The 20,901-nt window shown below is 74.1% G+C and carries 19 protein-coding genes and 1 tRNA gene; 11 read left to right on the top strand and 9 right to left on the bottom strand.

Features of this window, described 5'->3' with window-relative positions; all coding sequences use genetic code 11:
* Positions 1–56: 56 nt before the first annotated feature.
* Positions 57–530 (top strand): hypothetical protein, encoded by a 474-nt coding sequence (locus tag ACW0Q9_RS06365; protein ID WP_456178999.1) that lies wholly within the window; start codon positions 57–59, stop codon positions 528–530.
* A 4-nt stretch (positions 531–534) separates the two neighbouring features.
* Here ACW0Q9_RS06365 and ACW0Q9_RS06370 read toward each other — a convergent pair whose 3' ends face one another.
* The 3 genes from ACW0Q9_RS06370 to ACW0Q9_RS06380 form a co-directional block, all read right to left on the bottom strand.
* Positions 535–1,647 (bottom strand): calcium:proton antiporter, encoded by a 1,113-nt coding sequence (locus ACW0Q9_RS06370; protein ID WP_456179000.1) that lies wholly within the window; start codon positions 1,645–1,647, stop codon positions 535–537.
* A gap of 144 nt (positions 1,648–1,791) precedes the next feature.
* Positions 1,792–1,868: transfer RNA gene (locus ACW0Q9_RS06375), tRNA-Pro, on the bottom strand.
* Between the two features lie 67 nt (positions 1,869–1,935).
* Positions 1,936–2,829: a metallophosphoesterase gene (locus tag ACW0Q9_RS06380; protein ID WP_456179001.1), complete on the bottom strand. Its 894-nt coding sequence runs from the start codon at positions 2,827–2,829 to the stop codon at positions 1,936–1,938.
* A 25-nt stretch (positions 2,830–2,854) separates the two neighbouring features.
* Here ACW0Q9_RS06380 and ACW0Q9_RS06385 point away from each other — a divergent pair, with 25 nt between their 5' ends.
* Positions 2,855–3,310 carry a GatB/YqeY domain-containing protein gene (locus ACW0Q9_RS06385; RefSeq protein ID WP_313724044.1) on the top strand — a complete coding sequence of 152 codons (456 nt, stop codon included), beginning with the start codon at positions 2,855–2,857 and terminating at the stop codon, positions 3,308–3,310.
* 64 nt (positions 3,311–3,374) lie between these two features.
* Here the strand turns inward: ACW0Q9_RS06385 and ACW0Q9_RS06390 are convergent, their stop codons facing one another.
* Complete coding sequence (locus ACW0Q9_RS06390; RefSeq protein WP_456179002.1) at positions 3,375–5,810, bottom strand: penicillin-binding protein; 2,436 nt, start codon at positions 5,808–5,810, stop codon at positions 3,375–3,377.
* Positions 5,811–6,213: 403 nt separating this feature from the next.
* On the opposite strand from ACW0Q9_RS06390, the gene ACW0Q9_RS06395 reads away from it, so the two are divergent.
* Positions 6,214–6,534, top strand: a complete 321-nt coding sequence (locus ACW0Q9_RS06395; protein ID WP_091266889.1) for a WhiB family transcriptional regulator — start codon at positions 6,214–6,216, stop codon at positions 6,532–6,534.
* Between the two features lie 24 nt (positions 6,535–6,558).
* Here the strand turns inward: ACW0Q9_RS06395 and ACW0Q9_RS06400 are convergent, their stop codons facing one another.
* The 3 genes from ACW0Q9_RS06400 to ACW0Q9_RS06410 are packed head-to-tail and all read right to left on the bottom strand — an operon-like array spanning position 6,559 to position 9,353.
* Complete coding sequence (locus tag ACW0Q9_RS06400; protein ID WP_456179003.1) at positions 6,559–7,710, bottom strand: ArsA family ATPase; 1,152 nt, start codon at positions 7,708–7,710, stop codon at positions 6,559–6,561.
* Positions 7,711–7,764: 54 nt separating this feature from the next.
* The gene (locus ACW0Q9_RS06405) at positions 7,765–8,739 is read right to left on the bottom strand and encodes an ArsA-related P-loop ATPase (protein ID WP_456179004.1); all 975 of its coding nucleotides are present in this window, start codon (positions 8,737–8,739) and stop codon (positions 7,765–7,767) included.
* Positions 8,740–8,765: 26 nt separating this feature from the next.
* Positions 8,766–9,353, bottom strand: a complete 588-nt coding sequence (locus tag ACW0Q9_RS06410) for an Rv0361 family membrane protein (protein ID WP_456179005.1) — start codon at positions 9,351–9,353, stop codon at positions 8,766–8,768.
* Positions 9,354–9,697: 344 nt separating this feature from the next.
* Between ACW0Q9_RS06410 and ACW0Q9_RS06415 the strand changes: the two genes are divergently transcribed.
* The 7 genes from ACW0Q9_RS06415 to ACW0Q9_RS06445 all read left to right on the top strand — a co-directional run bounded on the left by ACW0Q9_RS06415 (position 9,698) and on the right by ACW0Q9_RS06445 (position 17,499).
* Positions 9,698–10,147: a hypothetical protein gene (locus ACW0Q9_RS06415; RefSeq protein ID WP_456179034.1), complete on the top strand. Its 450-nt coding sequence runs from the start codon at positions 9,698–9,700 to the stop codon at positions 10,145–10,147.
* Between the two features lie 62 nt (positions 10,148–10,209).
* Positions 10,210–10,365, top strand: coding sequence for a DUF4177 domain-containing protein (locus ACW0Q9_RS06420; protein WP_013289021.1), 156 nt, complete (start codon positions 10,210–10,212; stop codon positions 10,363–10,365).
* A gap of 5 nt (positions 10,366–10,370) precedes the next feature.
* Positions 10,371–10,832, top strand: a complete 462-nt coding sequence (locus tag ACW0Q9_RS06425; RefSeq protein WP_456179006.1) for a RidA family protein — start codon at positions 10,371–10,373, stop codon at positions 10,830–10,832.
* 117 nt (positions 10,833–10,949) lie between these two features.
* Positions 10,950–11,777 carry an MBL fold metallo-hydrolase gene (locus ACW0Q9_RS06430; RefSeq protein WP_456179007.1) on the top strand — a complete coding sequence of 276 codons (828 nt, stop codon included), beginning with the start codon at positions 10,950–10,952 and terminating at the stop codon, positions 11,775–11,777.
* Positions 11,774–15,355 carry an adenylate/guanylate cyclase domain-containing protein gene (locus ACW0Q9_RS06435; protein ID WP_456179008.1) on the top strand — a complete coding sequence of 1,194 codons (3,582 nt, stop codon included), beginning with the start codon at positions 11,774–11,776 and terminating at the stop codon, positions 15,353–15,355. Before ACW0Q9_RS06430 ends, ACW0Q9_RS06435 begins: the two co-directional genes overlap by 4 nt.
* A gap of 110 nt (positions 15,356–15,465) precedes the next feature.
* A complete protein-coding gene (locus tag ACW0Q9_RS06440) occupies positions 15,466–15,948 on the top strand; it encodes a hypothetical protein (RefSeq protein ID WP_456179009.1) in 483 nt (160 codons plus the stop codon).
* A gap of 30 nt (positions 15,949–15,978) precedes the next feature.
* Positions 15,979–17,499, top strand: coding sequence for a protein kinase domain-containing protein (locus ACW0Q9_RS06445; protein ID WP_456179010.1), 1,521 nt, complete (start codon positions 15,979–15,981; stop codon positions 17,497–17,499).
* On the opposite strand, the gene ACW0Q9_RS06450 is transcribed toward ACW0Q9_RS06445, so the two are convergent.
* A complete protein-coding gene (locus ACW0Q9_RS06450) occupies positions 17,486–17,950 on the bottom strand; it encodes a hypothetical protein (protein ID WP_456179011.1) in 465 nt (154 codons plus the stop codon). The two genes, ACW0Q9_RS06445 and ACW0Q9_RS06450, sit on opposite strands and share 14 nt — an antisense overlap.
* 255 nt (positions 17,951–18,205) lie before the next feature.
* On the opposite strand from ACW0Q9_RS06450, the gene ACW0Q9_RS06455 reads away from it, so the two are divergent.
* Positions 18,206–19,990, top strand: coding sequence for an alpha/beta hydrolase (locus tag ACW0Q9_RS06455; RefSeq protein WP_456179012.1), 1,785 nt, complete (start codon positions 18,206–18,208; stop codon positions 19,988–19,990).
* A gap of 54 nt (positions 19,991–20,044) precedes the next feature.
* Here ACW0Q9_RS06455 and ACW0Q9_RS06460 read toward each other — a convergent pair whose 3' ends face one another.
* On the bottom strand, positions 20,045–20,767 hold the full coding sequence (locus ACW0Q9_RS06460) for a hypothetical protein (protein WP_456179013.1): 723 nt from the start codon (positions 20,765–20,767) through the stop codon (positions 20,045–20,047).
* Between the last annotated feature and the right edge of the window lie 134 nt (positions 20,768–20,901).

A 20,901-nucleotide genomic window follows, 5' to 3' on the forward strand; every position in this document is an offset into this window, starting at 1 on the left:
CGCGCTGGGCAGAGCCGGCGGGTGAGCAAGCTAACGGCGTCTGCCATGCTGGCGCGGTGACCACCACCTGGCGCCACCTGCCCGCCCCGGCGCGCGAGATCGCGCAGGCCGCCACCGAGGCGGTCGACGCCGCCCGGGCCCGGGACGCCGGGGCGTACCAGCCGGCGGTCGAGCGGCTCGCCGCCGCGGACCGGGCCGGGCTGGTGCTCGGCGGGGTGGTCCGGCTGCTACTGGAGGAGAGCCACCCGGACGGGCTGGCCGGCGACGACGTACGCCAGGTGCTGGAGCGCTGCGTCCGGTCCACCGCGACCTGGCGGCCCGACGTCGACCCGCACGTGCTGCTGGTGCTGCTGGCGAGCGCGCTCGGCGTCTACGACCCGGGCGACGACGACGCGCCGCCCGATCCGGCCGCGATCGCCCGGCACGCCCCGCTGCTCGTGGCCGACCTGCTGGCGGCCACCGGACGGCCCCTGGCCGACTACCTGTCGGCGGCGTTCGCCGAGGTCGCGCGCACCGAACTGCACGACTGACCCGTCACGGACTGGCCGCCAGGAAGACGAACGCGGCGAGCAGCACCAGGTGCACCCCACCCTGGAGCACGGTCGCCCGGCCCGGCACCACGGTGAGCACGCCGGTCACCGCGGTCAGCGCGAGCAGCGTCAGCTGGGTGCCGCCCAGGCCCAGCAGCAGCGGGCCGTCCAGCCAGATCGAGGCCAGGGCGATGGCCGGGATGGTCAGCCCGATGCTGGCCATGGCCGAACCGAGCGCCAGGTTCAGGCTGATCTGCACCCGGTCCCGGCGGGCCGCCCGGGCGGCGGCCAGGGTCTCCGGCAACAGCACCAGCAACGCGATGACCACGCCGACGAACGCCTGCGGCAGGTTGGCGGCCTCGACGCCCGCCTCGATCGTCGGGGAGATGGACTTCGCGTCCCCGACCACCGCGACCAGGGCCACCACCAGCAGCGCCAGGCTGGCCAGGGCGGTACGGGTGGACGGCGGGTCGGCGTGCCCGTCGCCGTCGGCGTCCTCGGGCATGATGCTGCCCTCCTGGGTCACCGGCAGGAAGTAGTCGCGGTGCCGGCCGGTCTGCACCATCACGAACAGGCCGTACAGGGCGAGCGAGGCGACCGCCGCGAAGGCGAGCTGCGCGGGGGAGAACTCCGGACCGGGCCGGCTCGTGGTGAAGGTGGGCACCACCATGCTGAGGGTGGCGAGCGTGGCCACGGTGGCCAGCGCCCCGCCGGTGCCCTCCGGGTTGAACACCGCCACCCGGCGGCGTAGCGCGCCGAGCAGCAGCGACAGGCCGAGGATCCCGTTGCAGGTGATCATCACGGCGGCGAAGACGGTGTCCCGGGCCAACGCCTGCGTCTTGTCGCCGCCGCTGATCATCAGCGTGACGATCAGGCCGACCTCGATCACGGTGACCGCCACCGCGAGCACCAGCGAGCCCAGCGGCTCGCCCACCCGGTGCGCCACCACCTCGGCGTGGTGCACGGCCGCCAGCACGGCCCCGGCGAGCAGCGCGGCCACCACCGCGACCAGCGGGCCCGGGAGGTGCCGATCCCAGGTGGCCGCGAGCACCAGGATCGCGACCACGGGGAGGACGGTGGTCCAATCGGTCAGGCGGGATCGGATCTTGGCGGCCATGGCATCAACCTTGCCAGGTGATCGGATCAACCGCCGGTGGCCGGACGCGTGCAGCCCGTCCCGTCGACGGTGTGGGAGCCTGCGGTGGTGTTCCGGGGAACGCCAGAGGCCGCACCCGGTGAACCGAATGCGGCCTCTTACCTCTGGTCGGGGTGGCCGGATTCGAACCGACGACCTCTTCGTCCCGAACGAAGCGCGCTACCAAGCTGCGCCACACCCCGAGGCGTGCCGACAAATAGTAGCCCACCCGCTCCGATGGTCAAACTCGGTACCCCCGGGGTCGTGCGGTCAGCGGGGGATCAGCGTGAGGACGCTCGCCTCCGGCGGGCAGGCGAAGCGCACCGGCGCGGTGGGGTGGGTGCCCAGGCCGGCCGAGACGTGCAGCCAGGAGTCGGAGCCGGGCCAGCGGTGCAGCCCGCGGGCCATCGACCGGGGCAGCCCGCAGTTGGTGACCAGGGCGCCGTAGCCGGGCACGCAGACCTGCCCACCGTGGGTGTGCCCGGCGAGCAGCAGCCCGAAGCCGTCGGCGGCCATCCGGTCCAGCACGGCCGGCTCCGGGGAGTGGGCCAGCGCGACGGAGAGCGCCGCCCCCGGGCTGACCGGCCCGGCCACGGCCGGGTAGTCGTCCCGCTCGATGTGCGGGTCGTCCACGCCGACCAGCTCGATCTCCCGGCCCCCGGCCTTGAGGGTGGTCCGCGCGTTGTTGAGGTCGACCCAGCCGGCGCCGGTGAAGACGTCGCGCAGTTCCTCGTACGGCAGCGGAACGCCCTCGGTGTACTCCCGGTCGGGCAGGAAGTAGGTGAACGGGTTCTTCAGGACCGGCCCGGTGTAGTCGTTGGAGCCGAAGACGAAGGCGCCGGGCAGGTCGAGCAGCGGTTGCAGGGCGCGCAGCACGCCCGGCACCGCGTCCGGGTGGGCCATGTTGTCCCCGGTGACCACCACCAGGTCGGGGTCGAGGGCGGCCAGCGAGGCCACCCAGTCCTGCTTGCGCCGCTGGTTGGGCATCATGTGCAGGTCCGACAGGTGCAGTACGCGCAGCGGCTCGGCGTCGGTCGGGAGCACCGGTACGTCGTACCGGCGCAGGGTGAACATGTTGCGCTCGATGAGCGACGCGTAGGCCAGGGTGGCCGCCCCGGCGACGACGGTCCCGGCCGCGAGCCGGAATAGTGTGCGCTTTCGCATGGCGTTCAGGGTAGTTTGACCGTCCATGAGCACGCTGAAGGACCGTCTCACCGCCGACATGCGCGCCGCCCTCAAGGCGCGCGACGAGCTGACCACCTCCACGCTGCGTATGGCCCTCGCGGCCGTCGGCAACGCCGAGGTCGCCGGCCGGGAAAAGCGCGAGCTCAGCGACGACGAGGTGCTCGCCGTGCTGACCAAGGAGGCGAAGAAGCGCCGCGAGGCGGCCACCGCCTTCGCCGACGCGGGTCGCGCCGAGCAGGCCGGCAAGGAGACCGCCGAGGGCGAGGTGCTGGAGCGCTACCTGCCGAAGCAGCTCTCCGACGACGAGCTGGCCGAGCTGGTCTCGGGGGCGCTCGCCGCGGGCGGCTTCACCGGCAAGGCGCAGATGGGCCCGGCCATGAAGGCGGCCCAGGCCGCGGTGGCGGGCCGGGCCGAGGGCGGCCGCGTCGCCGCCGAGGTACGCCGGCAGCTCGGTCTCTGATCTCCTCCTGACGACGAAGCGGGCGGGCACCCGGTGGGGTGCCCGCCCGCTGGCGTTGCTCGGGTCAGCCGCGTGGTCGGCCCGGTTTGGTGGGGCCGACCGGCGGCGGGACGATCACCCCGCCGGGTCCGGGCTTCGGCTGGTTGCCGCCACCGGCGCTGACCTCGATGGTCACCACGCCGCCCTTGATGGTGCGCCCGTCCGGGCTGGTCCCGGCCGCGGTGCCCTCGGGGCACTCCGACGGGACCTTCTGGCTGGACACCACCGGCTCGAAGCCCGCGCCGCGCAGCCGCGACTTGGCGTCGTCGATGGACTGGCACTTCACACCCGGGATGGACCGCTGGTCGCCCAGGACGATCTTCCCGCTGGGCGGGGTGAAGTCCTTCCGTTCCTTGCCCTTCATGGCGTCCCGCAGCGTCTCGTAGACCGCCGGGTTGATGCCGTTCGGGACGTCGTGGCCCATCTTCTGGTTGGTCTGCGGCCAGTCCGGGTCGGCCTGGATGCCGGCCACCGCGTACTGCTTGGTCATGGCGACCAGGGCCGAGGTCTTGTCCGAGTCGGTGGTGCCGGACTTGCCGGCCACCGGGGCCTTGACGATGCTGTGGACGTTGCCGGCGGTGGCGGTCTTGCACTTGGTGGTCGAGGAGCGGTCACCGACCGGGCAGCGGGCGGCGTCCACGGCGGCCCGGGCCACCTCGGTGCTCACCCGCTGCTCGCAGTGCGGGTTGGCGATGTCGAGCTTCTCGCCGTCCGGGCCGCGGATCTCCTGGACCGGGATCGGCTCGCAGTATTTGCCGTCCGCGGCCAGAGTGGCGTACGCGTTGGCCAGTTCCAGCGGGGTGGTCTGCGAGACGCCCAGGGTGAACGCGCCCCACTGGTGCGCGGCGTCCTTGTTCGCGGCGAACTTGGCGTCGTTCGACGCCCGGAAGCTGATGCCGAGCTTCTGCGCGGCCTTCACCACGTTCTCCGCGCCGACCTGCTGCTGGAGCGCGACGAAGTAGGTGTTGACGGAGAAGCCGAACGCGCTCCACATGTTGTGCACGCCGGCCATCGACTTCGAGGCGTTCGTGGGGCAGTAGAAGTGCGTGCCCGGGCAGGCGGCGTCGTTGCCCGAGTCGATGATGTATTCCGACTTGAACTGCGGCTGCGCGTTGATCGTGTAGTCGAGCGGGTAGCCCTTCTCCAGGGCCGCCACCAGCGTGAAGATCTTGAAGGTCGAGCCGGCCTGGTAGCCGGTGATGCCGCCGCCGCCACTGATCAGCGGGTTGACCGTGTTCGGGCGGTTGCCCCGGATGTTCTTCTTGGCCTTCTTCGGATCGCTGGAGATCTTGTTCTGCGGGCGGTTCGGGTCGTCGAGCTTGAAGTTGCGGTTCACCGCGACGGCGCGGACCCGGCCGCTGCCCGGCTCGACGACGGCGACCATCCGGGCCGCCTTGTTGTCCTCGCTCAGGTGGTTGCGGACCGCCTTGTCGGCGGCCTTCTGCGCCTGCACGTCGAGGGTGGTGGTGATGGTGTAGCCACCGCTCTTCAGCCGCCGCTCCCGGTCGTAGGAGGTGGCGCCGAAGGTCTCCTGCTGGAGCCACCAGCGGTAGAAGTAGTCGCAGAAGAAGCCCCAGGACCGGGTGTTGGTGGAGACGCAGCCGTTCGGCGTGCGCTTCGACTTGACCTGGAGCTTGATCTTCTTGGCCTGGTCGGCCTGCTCCTGGGTGATGGCGCCGGTCTGCACCATGTTGTCGATGACGTAGTCGCGCCGGCCGACCGCCTCCGGGTAGCCGGCCGGGGTGGTGGGGTCGAACGCGGTCGGCGCCTTCACCATGCCGGCGAGCATCGCCGACTCCTGGATGTCGAGCTTGCTCGGCACCTTGCCGAAGTAGACCTGGCTGGCGGCGTAGATGCCGTACGCGCCGTTGCCGAAGGCGGCGATGTTCAGGTAGCGCTCCAGGATCTCGTCCTTGGAGAGTTCCTTGTCGATCTGGAGCGCGTAGCGCATCTCGCGCAGCTTGCGGGCGCTGGTGTCCTCGGTCGCGGCGACCACGTCGGCCGGGTGGGTGGCCGAGTAGGAGATGGCCAGCCGGACGTACTGCATGGTGAGCGTCGACGCGCCCTGCCGCTGGGCCCCGGACTGGTTGTTGACGAACGCCCGGGCCACGCCGTTGAGGTCCACGCCGTTGTGCTTGTAGAAGTCGTGGTCCTCGGCCGCGATGATGGCCTTCTGCATGATCGGCGAGATGTCCTTGAGCTTCACGTCGCGCCGGTTCTCGTCGTACATGGTGGCCAGCGGGGTCTTGCCGTCGGCGGCGAGCAGGTAACTGATCTGCGGGGCCCGGGCCACCGTCAGTTCCTTGGGGAGCGCGCCGAAGGTCTCGGCGCCAGCCTTGGCGGCAAGGCCGGACATCGCCACCGCGGGGAAGGCCGCCGCCGCGACCACCACGCCGGCCAACAGGCCACAGATGAGTAGCGATGCGGCGTTGGTCAGCACGTTGTGGTCACGTTTCCGCATCCAGGTCACCTCGACAGGGTACGCGAGTAGGGAACGAGGGGCGCGCGGGGAAGTTTCCCCATTTCCTGCGCGCGCCGGCCTCGTTGTGCTAAACGCACGAACCCCGGTGCGTGGTTGCGTGAAACCTGGCAGAAGTCTCCTCCGAACGGGGGAGTGGCGCAGCGTTTTCCCGTACTCGGGCGGGGTAGACGGCGGGCGAAAGCCCGGGAAGCCGGGAGTGTCCGGAATGATGGATTTCGCCGACAACGTTGCGTAATCGGGCGACTACACAGCATGATGGTGGCGGCGACAGCAGCCACACGTCGTCCGCGCCGCCCTGGGGAGGCCGGCCCGGACGACCGGGGGGGAATTTGACGGCTGGTCGCGCGAAGTCGGTAGGTACTGCAAGGGGGGACGTGTACAGATGGGCATGATCACTGACTGGCCGTCACTGGCGGCGTGTCAGAACGGGGACCCGGACGCGTTGTTCGTACAGGGCGCCGAACAGAACGTGGCGAAAAGGATCTGCCGGAGTTGCCCAGTTCGGTACGAGTGCCTGGCCGACGCGCTCGACAACCGGATCGAGTTCGGTGTGTGGGGTGGCATGACCGAACGCGAGCGGCGGGCGTTGCTGCGCCGTCACCCGCAGGTGACCAGCTGGCGCAAGATGTTCGAGGCGGCCATGAAGAAGAACGCCAAGGAGAAGGCCGGTCGGGACAAGGTCCTCGTGACCACGGCCAACTGACCGACGCGCCGGTCGGTCCGCGCCTCAGCGCCGGCTGATCGCCTCGCCGATCGTCCGCAGCCCGTCGACGTCGTGCACGTCGGCGGGCTGCGCCGTCACCGACACCGCCGGCACCGCCGGGAACTCCTCCGTGAACCGGGCCGCCACCCGCTGCTCGCGTACCGCCTGCTCGGCGAGCGCGGCGTGCGCCCGCAGCACCTCGGCGGCACCCTCGTGCCCGCCCGTGCCGGCCAGCCGCTCCGCGGCGGCCAGGCTGTCCGCTGCGGACAGCTCCGGCACCGCCGGCCGGTGCACCCGGTTGAGCACCAGGCCGGCCAGCGGCATCCGCTCGGAGCGCAGCCGGCCGGCGAAGTAGGCGGCCTCCCGGACCGCGTCCGGCTCCGGCGCCGCGACCAGCAGGAACGCCGTCTCCCGGGCCTGGAGGATGCGGTACGTCTGCTCGGCCCGCTGCCGGAAACCGCCGAACATCGAGTCCAGCGCGGCGACGAAGCCGGACAGGTCGGTGAGCAGTTGCGCGCCGATCACCTTCTGCACCACCTTCGAGAACATCCCGAAGCTGGCCGTCACGAAGCTGAACATGCTCCGCCCGCCGGAGCGGGCCGGGGCGAGCAGCAGCCGCAGCATCCGGCCGTCGAGGAACCGGGAGAGCCGGGCCGGCGCGTCAAGGAAATCCAGCGCCGAGCGGGACGGCGGGGTGTCCACCACGATCAGGTCCCACTCGCCCCGGGCGTGCAGCTGGCCCAGCTTCTCCATCGCCATGTATTCCTGCGTGCCGGCGAAGGTGGAGCTCATGGCCTGGTAGAAGGGGTTGGCGAAGATCTCCGCCGCCTTCGCCGGATCGGTGTGCTGGAGCACCACGTCGTCGAAGGTGCGCTTCATGTCGAGCATCATGGCGTGCAACTGGCCGCCGCTGGACTCGACGTCGATCCCCTTGACCTGGCGCGGGGTGTTGTCCAGCTCGGTCAGGCCGAGCGACTGGGCCAGCCGGCGGGCCGGGTCGATGGTGAGCACCACCGTCCGCCGGCCGTGCCGCTCGGCCGCCCGCAGCGCCAGCGCCGCCGCGGTGGTCGTCTTGCCCACTCCGCCCGCCCCGCAGCAGACCACGATCCGCACGCCGGGGTCGGCGAGGATCTGGTCGACGTCCAGCGGTGGCGCCGCGTCTTCGGAAGGCACCAATCGAGCGTATCGGGCCTGAGGGTCTCTCTGCTCCGTGCCGGCCGCAGGTGTGAGTCAATCCGCCCGGACGAGCGTCTCGGCCAGCGTCGCCAGCCCCGCCCGGTCGACCCCGCCGGGCAGCAGCGGCAGCTCGGTCAGGGGCAGGCCCAGCTCCACCAGGTCGGCGCGGAGCGAGTCCTCCAGCTCCCGGCGTACCTGCTGGTCGCGGGCCTCCGCGGCGAGGCCGGCCACGGTGCGGGCGTCGGTCGGCAGGCCGGCGGCGGCCAGCCCGCGCTTCAGCTCGGCGCTGGTCACCGGGCGGCCGGCCGGCACCGGGGGCCGGGCTCCGTTGACGATCACCCGGCCGACCGGGAAGCCGAGCTTGGTCAGCTCGGCGATGGCGTCGACGGTCTCCTGGACCGGCATCTCCTCCAGCAGCGTGACCACGTGCACCGCGGTCATCGGTGAGCGGAGCAGCGCGGAGACCCCCTCGCTCTGGGTCTTGATCGGGCCGACCTTGGCCAGCCGGGCGGTCTCCGCCGTGACGTTGAGGAAGCGGCCGATCCGTCCGGTCGGCGGCGCGTCCAGCACCACCGCGTCGTACGTCCGGCGCTGCCCGCTGGTGCGGGTGGTCGCCTCCTTGACCTTGCCGGTGAGCAGCACGTCCCGCAGGCCCGGCGCGATGGTGGTGGCGAAGTCGATCGCGCCGAACTTGCGCAGCGCCCGGCCGGCCGCGCCGAGCTTGTAGAACATGTCCAGGTACTCGAGGAGCGCCTCCTCGGCGTCCACGGCCAGGGCGCGCACCTCGCCGCCGCCCGGGGCGTCGGCCAGGTGCCGCTCCTCGTAGGGCAGCGGGTCGGTGCCGAACAGCTGGGCGATGCCCTGCCGCCCCTCCACCTCGACCAGCAGGGTGCGCCGGCCGCCGGCGGCCAGCCCGAGGGCCAGCGCCGCCGCCACGCTGGTCTTGCCCGTGCCGCCCTTGCCGGTCACCACGTGCAGGCGGGCCGGCCATCTGCCGGCGGACTCGGCCGGCTGCTCAGTCGCTGCCACCCGTCGAGCCTATCCAGCCGCCGCGGTCAGGCGACCTCGCAGACCCACCAACCCGTCTTCCGCACCACGGTGAAGCGCAGCTCCTGGTCGGCCACCTTCTCGTCGGCGGTGGTCATGGTGACCTTGGTGCTGACCGTGGCCCGGTCCCCGGTCTGGTTGTCCACCTTCGGGGTGGTCCAGCGGAACCGCGGGCTCTGGTACTGCCCGGCGTACTTCCGCACCTCGGCGATCTTGGCGGCGATCTTCTCGTCGTCGCGCGAGGCGGAGCAGACGAAGGTGGCCGCCTTGCGGGCGTCCCGATCCTGGTAGACCGCGGTGAGGAAGCCGTCCACCGCGACCGTCGGCTCCTTGGCGCCCTGACCGTCCTCGGCCTGCCGCAGGGTGAGGAACGCGGCCGTGCCGCCACCGCCGCAGAGCAGGATGGCCGCGGCCAGCACGATCGAGGCGATCAGCACGCCACGCCGCTTCTTCGGGGCCGCCGGTTGCGGGTACGGCGGGTAGCCGGGCGCCGGGGCGGGCAGGGCCCCGGGGGCCGGCGCGGCGCCGGCGGGCGGTTCGTGGTGGGCGGGACCTCCGGGCGAGCCGGCGGCGCCACCGATGGGCGGTTGGGTCATGTCTTCCCCCGGAGTGCGGCGCGCCGCCGCCGCCCCAGGCGACGGACACGGGATCGAGCGTGGCGGGCGAGCAGGGGCGCTCGTCCAGACCGGAAGGGTAGCGGTCGGCGGGCGGGTTGCCAGCCCCGCGTACGCCGCGCCGCGCCACGCCGGGCGTGAACCCGCCGTCACGTTCCCGATCGGGAATGTGTCGCATATGTGACTGGAGGTGATCGGCTCTGCGCGTCCCGTTGCCGGGACTCCGCGCAGGTCCTACGTTCGTCGCGACGCGGGGGCCGGACCGGGCGAAGGTGCCGAGCCGGATGGTGGTGACGGTGAACAGGAACGACGCCCGGAGGCAGCGGATGCGCGACGCGGAGAACATTCCCCGAGCCCAGTTTCCCCCCGGCGAGCGGGCGGGACGGCCCGGCGACGCCGAGGGGCCCGGCACGGGAGGGCCGTTCAACGAGCGGTCGTACCGCCCGCCGGCCGAGGTGGTCCGCACCCTGGTCCGGCCGGCCGGGCGGGGCCGGGACGAGGACGAGCCGGGCTACGTCATCCACCTGCCCGTCCGGGTTCCCGACCTGGCCGCCGCCACCGCGCTCGCCGGCACCGTGGCCACCTCGCTGGGCTTCCTCACCGAGCTGGACGCCGGCGAGACCACCGTGTCCACGGCCGACGACCAGAACAACCGGCACCGGGTCTTCTGCGACCTGCTGCTGCCCGACCGCACCCGGTGCCCGCAGCGGTACGAGCACGAGGGCCCCTGCGGCGAGCCGTCCGGTACGCCCGGGCAGCGTCCCGCGTCCTCGTAGCGGCGCCGGACCGTAGGCTGTGCCTGACCGAAGTACATGCCAGGCAAGGGAGCCTCTACCCGATGCAGAAGTGGGAATACGCCACGGTCCCGTTGCTGGTCCACGCGACCAAGCAGATCCTCGACAACTGGGGCGAGGACGGCTGGGAGCTGGTTTCCGTGGTTCCCGGGCCGAACCCGGAGCAGCTCGTCGCCTACCTGAAGCGTCCGAAGGGCTGAGGCGGATGAGCAACGGACCGCACGCGAAGCTCGCGGAACTGGGCCTGACCCTGCCCGAGGTGGCGGCGCCGCTGGCCAGCTACGTGCCGGCCGTCCAGTCCGGGCAGCACGTCTACGTCTCCGGCCAGCTCCCGCTCGCCGAGGGCAAGCTGCTCGCCACCGGCAAGGTCGGCAACGGCGTCTCCGCCGAGCAGGCGAAGGACCTGGCGCAGCGGTGCGCGCTGAACGCGCTCGCCGCGATCGACTCGCTGGTCGGCCTGGAGAACGTGGTCAAGATCGTGAAGCTGACCGGCTTCGTGGCCAGCGCGCCCGGCTTCACCGGCCAGCCCGGCGTGGTCAACGGCGCCTCCGAGCTGTTCGGCGCCGTCTTCGGCGAGGCCGGCCGGCACGCCCGCAGCGCGGTGGGCGTGGCCGAGCTTCCCCTCGACGCCCCCGTCGAGGTCGAGGTCATCGTCGAGGTCGCCTGACGCTCCGTACCCGCGATCTTGCGGTGCCGGGTGGGCAGACGGCCCGCAAGGGGACATAACCCGTTCCGGAACTGCAAGATCGCGGGAGGTGGCGGGCGGGGTCGTACGATCGCTGCCATGGGGCCTGTGACCGGAGCCGCCGGGGCGCTCGCGGACGAGCTGCCGGAGTGGGTGACGCTGGTGCGTGCCCCGAACCCGGGGCCGATGACGCTCGACGGCACGAACACCTGGGTGCTGCGTGCCCCGGGCGCGGAGCACGCCGTCGTGGTCGACCCCGGTCCGGCCGACGAGGAGCACCTGGCCGCGCTCGCCGCGCACGGCCCGGTCGGCTTCGTGCTGATCACCCACGGGCACGCCGATCACACCGAGGGCGCGCCGCGGCTGAGCGAGCTGCTCGGCGGGGCGCCGGTCCTCGCCGTCGACCCGGCGTACACGGTGGGCGCCGCGCCGCTGACCCCGGACGCCGCGCTCGACGCCGGCCTGGAGATCCGCCTGCTGAGCACGCCCGGGCACACCGCCGACTCGGTCTGCTTCCTGGCCGGGCACGGCGACGAGCGGGTCGTGCTCACCGGCGACACCATCCTCGGGCGGGGCACCACCGTGGTCGCCCACCCGGACGGGCACCTCGGCGACTACCTGTCGAGCCTGGAGCTGCTCGCCACGTACCGGGGGATCCCGGCGCTGCCGGGGCACGGCCCGGCGCTGGCCGACTGCGGCGCGGCGGCCGAGTTCTACCTGGCCCACCGGCGGGCCCGGCTCGATCAGGTCCGCGCGGCGGTCGCCGCCGGCGCGACCACCGCGCCCGAGGTGGTCGAGCGGGTCTACGCGGACGTCGACCGGTCGCTGTGGTGGGCCGCCGAATGGTCGGTCCGGGCCCAGTTGGAGTACCTCGGGGTGCCGTCCCGGGAATCCGGCACCGGGGCAACGGGGTTGGAGCAACCGTGACCTGCCCGGTGTGTGGAACCGTCGCCGTACCCGGCGCGCGGTTCTGCCACAACTGCGGAGCCGCGCTGCCGGCCGCCGCCACGCTGCCCGCCGCCGAGCGGCGGGTGGTCACCGTGCTCTTCGGCGACCTCTCCGACTTCACCTCCTGGTCGGAGGACCTCGACCCGGAACGGGTCGGCGCGGTCACCGACCGGGTGCTGGCCGCCCTGGCCGGCGCGGTCAAGACCTTCGGCGGGCACGTCGACAAGCTCACCGGCGACGGGATCATGGCGGTCTTCGGCGCGCCGGTGGCGCACGAGGACGACGCCGAGCGGGCCGTCCGGGCCGCGCTCTCCATGCAACGGGCGGTCCGCCGGGTGCTCGACGACGAGCGGGGCGGCGGCGCGCCGCTCGGCCTGCGGGTCGGGCTGAACACCGGCGACGTGATCGCCGGCATCCAGGCCGCCATCGAGTACACGGTCATCGGCGACACGGTGAACACCGCGGCCCGGCTGGCCGACGCCGCCGCCGTCGGCGCGGTCTACGCCGGCGCGCGCACCTCCGCCGCCACCCGGCACGTCGCCTCGTGGCGGGCGCTGCGGCCGCTGCGGCTCAAGGGCAAGCGCGAGCCGGTGGAGGCGTACGAGCTGCTGGGCCTGCTGGACGCGCCGGGCACCCGGTCCGGCCTCGGCGACGAGGCGCCCTTCGTGGGCCGGGAGACCGAGATCGGCCGGGTCGCCGGCCGGCTCGCCGAGGTGATCGACCGGGGCGAGCCGCGGGTGCTGCTGATGACCGCCGAGGCGGGGATCGGCAAGTCCCGGTTCGCCGCCGAGGTGGAACGCCTCGCCGCCGGCTACGACGTCGGCGCCGGCCGGTACGCCGCGCACACCGGCGCCCGGGTGCTCTCCGTCCGCTGCGCCGCGTTCGGCGAGCGACGCCGGCTCGCGCCCCTCGCCGACCTGGTCCGCGCGGCGGTCGGCCTGCCCAACGACGCCGCCACCGCGCTCACCCGGCCGGCCGTCGAGGAGCGGCTGCGCCGCCTCGGGCAGCGCCTGGCCCGGCTCCCCGGCGACCTGCCCCCGCTCGCCGTGGACCAGCTCCTGGCCCTGCTCGGGTACGCCGAACTGCCCGCCGCCAGCGAGAACGGCGAGTGGAACGCCGCCTCCCCGCCGCCGGACGCCGAGGCGGTGCCCAACGCGGTCGCCGAGCTGCTCAGCGCGCTCGCCCTGGAGGCGCCGCTGGTGATCGTGGTGGACGACCTGCACGACGCCACGGCGGAGACGATCAAGTCGCTCGCGCTGACCCTCCACCGGCTCGGTGGCCCGGTGCTGGTGCTGCTGCTCGGCCGGCCCGAGCTGGTGCGGACCGCCGGCGCGCTGACCCGGGTCGCGGACGCCGAGGTGCACGCGCTGCCCCCGCTGCGCGGCGCCGACGCCTCCCGGCTGCTCACCAGCTACCTGGGTGGCGGCAAGCTGTCGCCGGCCGACGCCGACCGGCTGCTCGCCACCGCCCAGGGCAACCCGTTCTACCTGGCCGAGCTGGTCACCCTGCTGATGGAGCGCGGTGCGCTGACCGCCGGCCCGGGGCGGGACGCCAACGTCGGCTGGCGGCTGGCGCCCGGCTCGCTGGGCAGCCGGCTGCTCTCCCGGGACCTGGCCGCCGTGCTCGCCGCGCGTATCGACGCGCTGCCGCCGGACGCCCGCTCGGTGCTGCGGGACGCCGCGGTGGTCGGCGACGCGGTGCCCGGCGGCGCGCTGGAGGCGCTGCGCGAGCAGCGCGTCGGGCGGGACGGCCGGCCGGCCGCGGTGGCCGCGGTCGAGCTGGACCGGGCCGTGGAGGAGCTGCTGCAACGCCGCATGCTGCACCGCTCCCGCACCGGGTTCGCCTTCGCCACCCCGCTGATGCGCGAGGCCGCGTACGCCGGGGTGAGCAAGGCCGAGCTGGCCGAGCGGCATGCCGCGCTGGCCCGCTGGGCCGCCCCGGAGAGCGCCGAGGGCGTCGCCACGCCGCCCGGCGGGTTCACCGAGTCCGCCCGGGACGACTTTGTCGCCGAGCACGTCGAGCGGGCCGCCGGGCTCGCCGACGCCGTCAAGCTCCGCCCGGACGCGCCGGCCCGGGCGGTGGTCCCGCTGGGGGTGGCCGCGCTGGGCCGGGCCGCCCGCCGCGCGCTGCGGTCGGGGGAGCCGGCGCTGGCCGTCGAGTACGCCGAACGCGCCGCCGAGCTGGCCCGCGACGGGGTGCCGCTGGCCGACCGGGTGGTGCACGCCCGGGCACTCCTCCAGATCGGCCGCCCGACCGACGCGCTCGCCTTCGCCGAGAAGATCGCCGCCAACGCCGGCGACGCGGCGGCCACCCGGACCAGCGCCCTGCTGCTGGCCGGGCAGGCCCACCAGACCCTGGGCGACGCCGCCCGCGCCGAGCGGAGCTGGCAGGAGGCGTTGCAGGTGGCCACGGCCGCCAACCTGCCGACCATGCGCGCCTCCGCCATGCGCCGGCTCGGCATGGCCGACTTCATCGCCGGCCGGCTGGGTCAGGCGAGCAGCCGGCTGGCCGCCTCCTACCAGGTCAGCCTCGCCGCCAAGGACCCGCGCGGGCAGGCCTGGTCGTTGCAGAACCTCGCCTGGGTGACCACCACCCGGGGCGACTTCGCCGGCACCGACGCGGTGCTCGGCCGGGCCGCCCGGCTCTTCGCCGAGCTGAAGGACCCGTACGGGCGGGCCTGGCTGCGCGGCACCACCGCGTTCGCCCGGCTGCTCGCCGGCCGGCTCCGCGAGGCGTGCCGGATGGCGCAGGTGTTCCTGCCGTTCGGCGAGCGGGTCGGCGAGGCGTGGGCGGTGGGCACGCTCCGCGCCGTCGAGGCGTACGCCACGGCCGAGCTGGGTGAGCTGGCCGAGGCGGACCGCGCGGCCCGCCGGGCGTACCGGGAGTTCGCCGAGGTCGGCGACGACTGGGGGCAGGGCTTCGCGCTGGTCGTGCGCGGGGTGGTGGCCCGCGGGCTGGGCGAGCCCGAGCACGCCGCCGACCTGCTCACCGACGCGCTCGCCTACGCCGACCGCACCGCGCACCCGCTGCTCACCGGGATGGCCGGGACCATGCGCGGCTTCGTGGCGCTGGACATGGGCGACGCGGGGACCGCCGAGCGGGAGGCCCGGTCGGTGCTGACCACGGTGGAGCCCCACAATCCGCAGGCCCCCGCCCAGGTGGCGCCCCGGGTGCTGCTCGCCATGGCCCGGCTCGCCGCCGGCGACCCGGCGACCGCGGTGGGGCTGCTCGCGCCGGTCGCCACCGCCGCCGCGAACAGTCCGTCGCTGCTCTTCTCCCGTCGGCAGACCATGGCCCGGTACGCCTCCGCGCTGCTCGCCCACGGCCAGCGCGAGCAGGCGCTGGACTGGGCGCAGCGGGCGGTCTCCGCCCCGGCCGAGGACGTGCGCAGCCAGGTCATCGCGCGGATGGTGCTGGCCGAGGCGCTGGCCGCCTGCGGCCGCCCGGCCGAGGCGCTGGCCAGCGCCGAGGAGGCGGTACGGCTGGCGTACGCCACGGAGCAGCGCAGTGAACGGGCCGTCGCCGACGCGCTCCGCACCCGCCTCGCCGGGGGCTGATCCCGCCGCCGGTTCTGCCGGTTCCGGGGATGTGCCCGTCGGAGGCGGCGGTTAGCGTGGGGGGCCAGGGAGGGCCGCCCACGTCGACGGCCGCGGGTTGGGGAGGAACGATGAGGCTGCCGCGCTCCGGCGCCGGCTGGACGATCGCGGTCTTCGGGCTCCTGGCGCTGCTGCTCGGCGCGCTGGGGCTGATCTGGCCGGAGACGCAGCTGCGCCTGCTCGGCTTCGAGGTGCCGGCCGAGCGCGCCCCGGGTGACTACACCGGCACGTTCCTCACCGCGTCCTCGATGGCCTCGTTCAACATGGGCGTCTACTACCTGCTCGCCGTGGCCACCGAATGGCGGCCGTTCTACCGGTTCACCGTCTGGTTCCGGCTGGTCACCTTCACCGTCTTCAGCATCGCGGTGCTCTCCGACGTCGCCCCGGACCGGTTCTTCGGGGTGGCCGCCTGGGAGGGCCTGGGCGCGGTGGCGACCGCCGTCGGCCTGTGGTGGGACGCCCGCCGGGCGGCCGCCGGGCCGGCCGGGTCGGGTGCGCCGGACGACACCGTCGCGGGCCCGGACGCGGTGCCGGCGACCGACGCGGTGCGCTGAGCGACCGGAACCGTTGGGTATTTTCGAGCCGTGACCGAGACCCCGCCCGGCGCCCTGCGGCTGCCCATCGTGCCCGGTCTGACCGACCTGGAGGTCTTCGCCCGGGGTGGCTACGCCACCGTCTACCGGGCCACCCAGATCTCGGTGGGGCGTGAGGTCGCCGTCAAGGTGGAGAACCGCACGCTGGACAGCGAGCGGGACCAGGCGCGCTTCCTGCGCGAGGCGCGGGCCGCCGGCAAGATGTCCTCCCACCCGCACGTGGTGGACCTCTTCGACGTCGGGGTCACCGTCGACCAGCACCCCTACCTGATCATGGAGCTCTGCGACGGCTCGTACGCGGAGCGGATGCGCAGGCGCCCGTTGGGTGCCGTGGAGGCCCGTGACCTCGGTGTGAAGATCGCCGACGCGCTGGCCCACTCGCACGCGGCCGGGGTGCTGCACCGGGACGTGAAGCCGGCCAACATCCTCTACTCGCACTTCAACCCGGCGGTGCTGGCCGACTTCGGGCTGGCGGTGCTGGCCGAGGTGCGCGACGCCTCGGTCACGCTGGAGGTGCTCACCCCGGCGTACGCGCCGCCGGAGATGTTCAGCCACAGCCCGCCCAGCCCGGCGGTCGACGTCTACGCGCTGTGCGCCACCCTCTACGCGGTGATGCACGGCCGCCCGCCCCGGTGGCAGTCCGAACGCAACCCGAGCCTGGTCACCGTGCTGGAGATGTTCCAGCAGCCGATCCCCGGCCTGCCCGGGGTGCCCGACGAGCTGGTCGACGTGCTGCGGCTGGGCATGGCCAACGACCCGGGCGAGCGCCCCTCCGCCGTCGAGCTGCGCGGCATGCTCGCCGCGCTGCCGCTGGACCCGGGCGCCGCCCCGGTGAGCGGCGCGCCGTACCCGGGCGGGCCGGTCAGCGGCGGCCCGACCACCGGCGGCCACCCGCTGGCCCGCACCGGCCAGCCGAGCCCCCGGCCGCCGGCGGAGGACGCCCACCCGACCGTGCCGACCCGCGGCCGGCGCTGGCCGCGCCGCTGGTTCCTGGGCGGGGCGGGCATGCTCGCGCTGGCCGCCTCGGCCGGCGCCGGCGCCTGGCTGGCCGGCGGCGGGCCGACCGTGGTGTCACCGACGCCGGTGGCCAGCGGGGCGGTCGAGCCGTCCGGGGCGCGGGTGCTGCCCGGCTGCGCGGCGGGCGACGTCCGGCTGCCGGCGGGCGCCCACTGCGCGTCCGAACTGGAGTGTTACGGGCCGGTGCGGCTGCGCCGCGACCGGGCCGAGGCGACCCGGGTGCCGTGCGACGGCCGGCACACCTGGGAGACCTACGTCGAGGGCGACCTGCCGGCCGCGCTGGCCGGCGCCGGCCACGACGCGGTGGTCGCCGACCCGGCGGTCCAGCGCGTCTGCAGCGTCAGCACGTTCCGGCTGACCAGTGGCATCCGGCAGGTGACCGGCTGGAACCTGGAGGTGCTGCCGCCGGCCGGGACGGGCCTGGACCGCACCTACCGGTGTCTGGCGGGGCGGGGCGTGGACGCGCTGGCCGTGCCCACCCTCACCGGTCGCTGACCCCGTTCGCCGCCCGCTGCTGCCGCACCGCCCGCGGGTCGAGCGTCCCCAGCGTCTCGGCGTCCACCGGGTAGCCGCCACCGGACTCCCGCAGCTCCCGGACCGCCCGCGGGTCGAGCGTCTCCAACGTGTCGGCGTCACCCGCGTAGCCGTCGGGCGTGCGCAGCCGCCGGACGGCCCGGGGGTCGATCGCCTCCAGCGTGTCGGCGTCCACTCCGTACGCGGCGGGGGACGGCCACTCCTCGGTCGGGGCGTCGGCGCTGCGGGGGGCCTGCCGGGCGGCGGTCACCGTCACCCCGGCGATCATGCCGAGCAGGACACAGACCAGGGCCAGCACCACCGACAGGATGCCGGCGGGGCGCCACACCGCCAGCGTCACCAGCGCCGCGACCGCCGCCAGCGACGCGACGACGGCCTTGACCCGCGCATCGGGCTTCGGGAACGAACTCACCCGACAAGCATGGCCCAGGGCGTCGACCTGTCAACCGCCGGACCGGGACGGCGTCCCGCCGGACCCGTCTCCGGCCGGCTCACCCTCCAGGATGGAGGAGGCAAAAAACGTCGATCAAGAAAAATTCGTTACATCAATCGGCAATCTGTCGCTTCTGTCCGCGTATGGCGGGCCGCTCCGGTTGGTCGTGATCCCTAAAGTGACGGGGGTCGAGGTCTCCTCGACGGACCACGTTCCCCACCGGAAGGCAGCCACATGCCACGTGCACACCGGTCCCTCACCGCAACTGGGATCGCCGGCATCGTCCTCGCCGGATCGGCGGTCTGGCCCGCCGCGGCGGCGGCCGCGACGCCGCAGCCGCCGGCGTACGACCGGACCAGCGCCGCCGAGGCGCGCCGGGTCGACCGCGTGCCCACGCCGAAGCTCGACTGGTACGCCTGCTACGACTACGCCGAGTGCGCCACCGTCCGGCTCCCGCTGGACTACGACAACCCGAAGGGGGCCACCACCGAGGTGGCGGTGCTCCGGGTGAAGGCCCGAGACCAGCAGCACAAGATCGGCAGCCTGTTCCTCAACCCGGGCGGCCCGGGCGGCTCCGGCACCAGCATCGCGCTGGCCGCGCCCTACTTCCTCGGCGACGACCTGCTCGACCGCTTCGACATCGTCGGCGTCGACCCGCGCGGCGTCGCCGCCAGCGACAACGTCAAGTGCTTCCCGTCCGTGAAGGACCAGACCCGGGCGTACGCCGGGTTGACCGTCGCCTTCCCGTACACGAAGGCCGAGGAGAAGGCGTACCTCGCCGCGTCGAAGGCGGTCGGCCGGGGCTGCTCGACCACCGGCAGGCCGCTGACCGGCGCGGCGTCCACCGCCGAGGTGGCCCGCGACATGGACGTGCTGCGCCGGGCGGTCGGCGACAAGAAGCTCAGCTACCTGGGCTTCAGCTACGGCAGCGCGCTGGGGCAGTACTACGCCAACATGTTCCCGGACCGGTTCCGCGCCCTGGTGGTCGACGGCGTGCTCAACCCGAACGCCTGGGTCGGCCAGGGCAAGGCCCGCAACCTGCTCCAGGAGACCCGGCTGCGCAGCGCCGACGGCGCGTACCGGGCGCTGCACGAGATCCTGATCCGGTGCGCCAAGGCCGGCGCGGAGAAGTGCGCGCTGGCGTCCGCCGGCGACCCGGTCGCCACGTACGAGACGGTGGCGCAGCGGCTGCGCAAGAAGCCGCTGGTGGTGGACGACCCGGATCTCGGGCAGTTCACCGTGAGCTACGCCGACTTCGTCGGCGCCACCCTCAGCTACCTCTACGACCCGAGCGGCTGGCAGTACATCGTGGACCTCACCGGTGAGTTGCTGGTGCTGACCGACCCGGCCGCCGTCGCCCCGGCCCGGGCGGAGGCGCGCACCGCGCTGGCCCAGCGGGCGGCCGAGGCCCGCCGGCAGCGAGGCTACGACTTCCCGTACGACAACGGGCTGGAGACCTTCCTGACCGTCGACTGCACCGACGCCTACCACCCGAAGAGCGCGGACGCCTGGCCGGCGCTGTCGGCCAGGGAGGACAAGCGGGCGCCGTACTTCGGCCGGGCCTGGGCCTGGGGCACGGCGCCCTGCGCCCGCAACACCTGGACGGTGCGGGACGAGGACGCCTTCACCGGCCCGTTCAACCGGACCACCGCGGCCCCGGTGCTGGTGGTCGGCAACTACTGGGACCCGGCGACCAACTACCAGGGCGCGGTCAGCTCGGCGAAGCTGCTGCCGAACAGCCGGCTGCTGAGCAGCGACAGCTGGGGGCACACCGCCTACGGCACCTCGGCGTGCGCGACCGGCGCGGTCGACGCGTACCTGCTCAACGGGACGCTGCCCGCCAACGGCACGCTCTGCACCGGTGACGCGCAGCCGTTCCAGGACGAGCCGGCGGCCACCCGGGCGGAGGCGTCGAAGAGCGACCTGGCCCGGGCCGGCGAGCCCGGCCGGGGCGAGCCGAAGCGGCTGCCGCCGGTGGTCGCGCCGCTGCCGGCGGTCGGCACGCTGACCGTCCGCTGACGGACCCCCGGGGTACGGCGGGTGATCGGGCATCCGCCGTACCCCGGGCTCTCGTCAGACGGCCTCCTCGGCCAGCGCGTCACGCAGCAGGTCGGCGTGCTCGGCGGCCGTGGTCAGCTCGTCGGCGACCGGGGAGGCCGCATCGGCCACCGCGGCCTCCCACAGCAGTCGCGCCGGTGTGCCGTCGGCCAGCCAGCGCCGCACCACCCGCTTCGCGTCCTCGGGCAGGGATCCGGGACCGCCCCACGACCAGGAGTCGACGACCTCGGCCAGGTGCCGCGCCGGCACCTCGCCCGTGAGCTCGGTGAAGTCCGCGAGATACGTGCCGACGTCGAGGCCGAGGGTGGCGACGGCCGTCAACAGGTCCCAGGCCGGGTTCGTGGACGGCCAGGACGTCAGGGTCCAGCGCCACCACACCCGGTAGAAGCCGACGACCGCGCTCCGCTCGGCGGGCGACCGGTCCTGCCAGCGCGCGCTGATCCGCTCGGCCACCAGCTCCGGGTACCACCAGTCGGCCATCTCTCCGCCGGCATACGCTTCCAGCAGCCGGGGTGCCAGGTGCGGCAGCTCGGTCCCGTCACCCCACGTGCCCGGGTTGGACAGGTAGGTGCCGAGCTGGTCCGGGGTGAGCGCGCGCAGCGGCGTACGCAGGAAGGCGTCCACCTCCTCGGGGTCGACGCAGTGGTCGCACGCCTCGGCCATCCCGGGCGGCAGGGCGTGGTGGGCGAAGGCGGCGTAGAGCCGGTCCTTCGCCCGCTCCAGGTCCGGCGGAAACATGCCGCAAGTCTCCCAGTCCGCCGCGGCGGGACACTGTGCAGCCGGTGCGGCGGGTTAGAGTACGGCGGCACCTCGCCCTGGCCGATCCCGGGCCGACATGCGAGGAGCACTTCCGCCGCCGTGATCCGCCCCCC

This window comes from Micromonospora sp. I033, assembly GCF_053890995.1.

Bases quoted from the DNA above. Each gene is read 5' to 3' on its own strand.
- ACW0Q9_RS06455 (WP_456179012.1), top strand. From the start codon at position 18,206: ATGCCACGTGCACACCGGTCCCTCACCGCAACTGGGATCGCCGGCATC.
- ACW0Q9_RS06385 (WP_313724044.1), top strand. From the start codon at position 2,855: ATGAGCACGCTGAAGGACCGTCTCACCGCCGACATGCGCGCCGCCCTC.
- ACW0Q9_RS06430 (WP_456179007.1), top strand. From the start codon at position 10,950: ATGGGGCCTGTGACCGGAGCCGCCGGGGCGCTCGCGGACGAGCTGCCG.
- ACW0Q9_RS06460 (WP_456179013.1), bottom strand. From the start codon at position 20,767: ATGTTTCCGCCGGACCTGGAGCGGGCGAAGGACCGGCTCTACGCCGCC.
- ACW0Q9_RS06410 (WP_456179005.1), bottom strand. From the start codon at position 9,353: ATGACCCAACCGCCCATCGGTGGCGCCGCCGGCTCGCCCGGAGGTCCC.
- ACW0Q9_RS06390 (WP_456179002.1), bottom strand. From the start codon at position 5,810: ATGCGGAAACGTGACCACAACGTGCTGACCAACGCCGCATCGCTACTC.
- ACW0Q9_RS06380 (WP_456179001.1), bottom strand. From the start codon at position 2,829: ATGCGAAAGCGCACACTATTCCGGCTCGCGGCCGGGACCGTCGTCGCC.
- ACW0Q9_RS06395 (WP_091266889.1), top strand. From the start codon at position 6,214: ATGGGCATGATCACTGACTGGCCGTCACTGGCGGCGTGTCAGAACGGG.
- ACW0Q9_RS06420 (WP_013289021.1), top strand. From the start codon at position 10,210: ATGCAGAAGTGGGAATACGCCACGGTCCCGTTGCTGGTCCACGCGACC.
- ACW0Q9_RS06440 (WP_456179009.1), top strand. From the start codon at position 15,466: ATGAGGCTGCCGCGCTCCGGCGCCGGCTGGACGATCGCGGTCTTCGGG.
- ACW0Q9_RS06415 (WP_456179034.1), top strand. From the start codon at position 9,698: ATGCGCGACGCGGAGAACATTCCCCGAGCCCAGTTTCCCCCCGGCGAG.
- ACW0Q9_RS06370 (WP_456179000.1), bottom strand. From the start codon at position 1,647: ATGGCCGCCAAGATCCGATCCCGCCTGACCGATTGGACCACCGTCCTC.
- ACW0Q9_RS06425 (WP_456179006.1), top strand. From the start codon at position 10,371: ATGAGCAACGGACCGCACGCGAAGCTCGCGGAACTGGGCCTGACCCTG.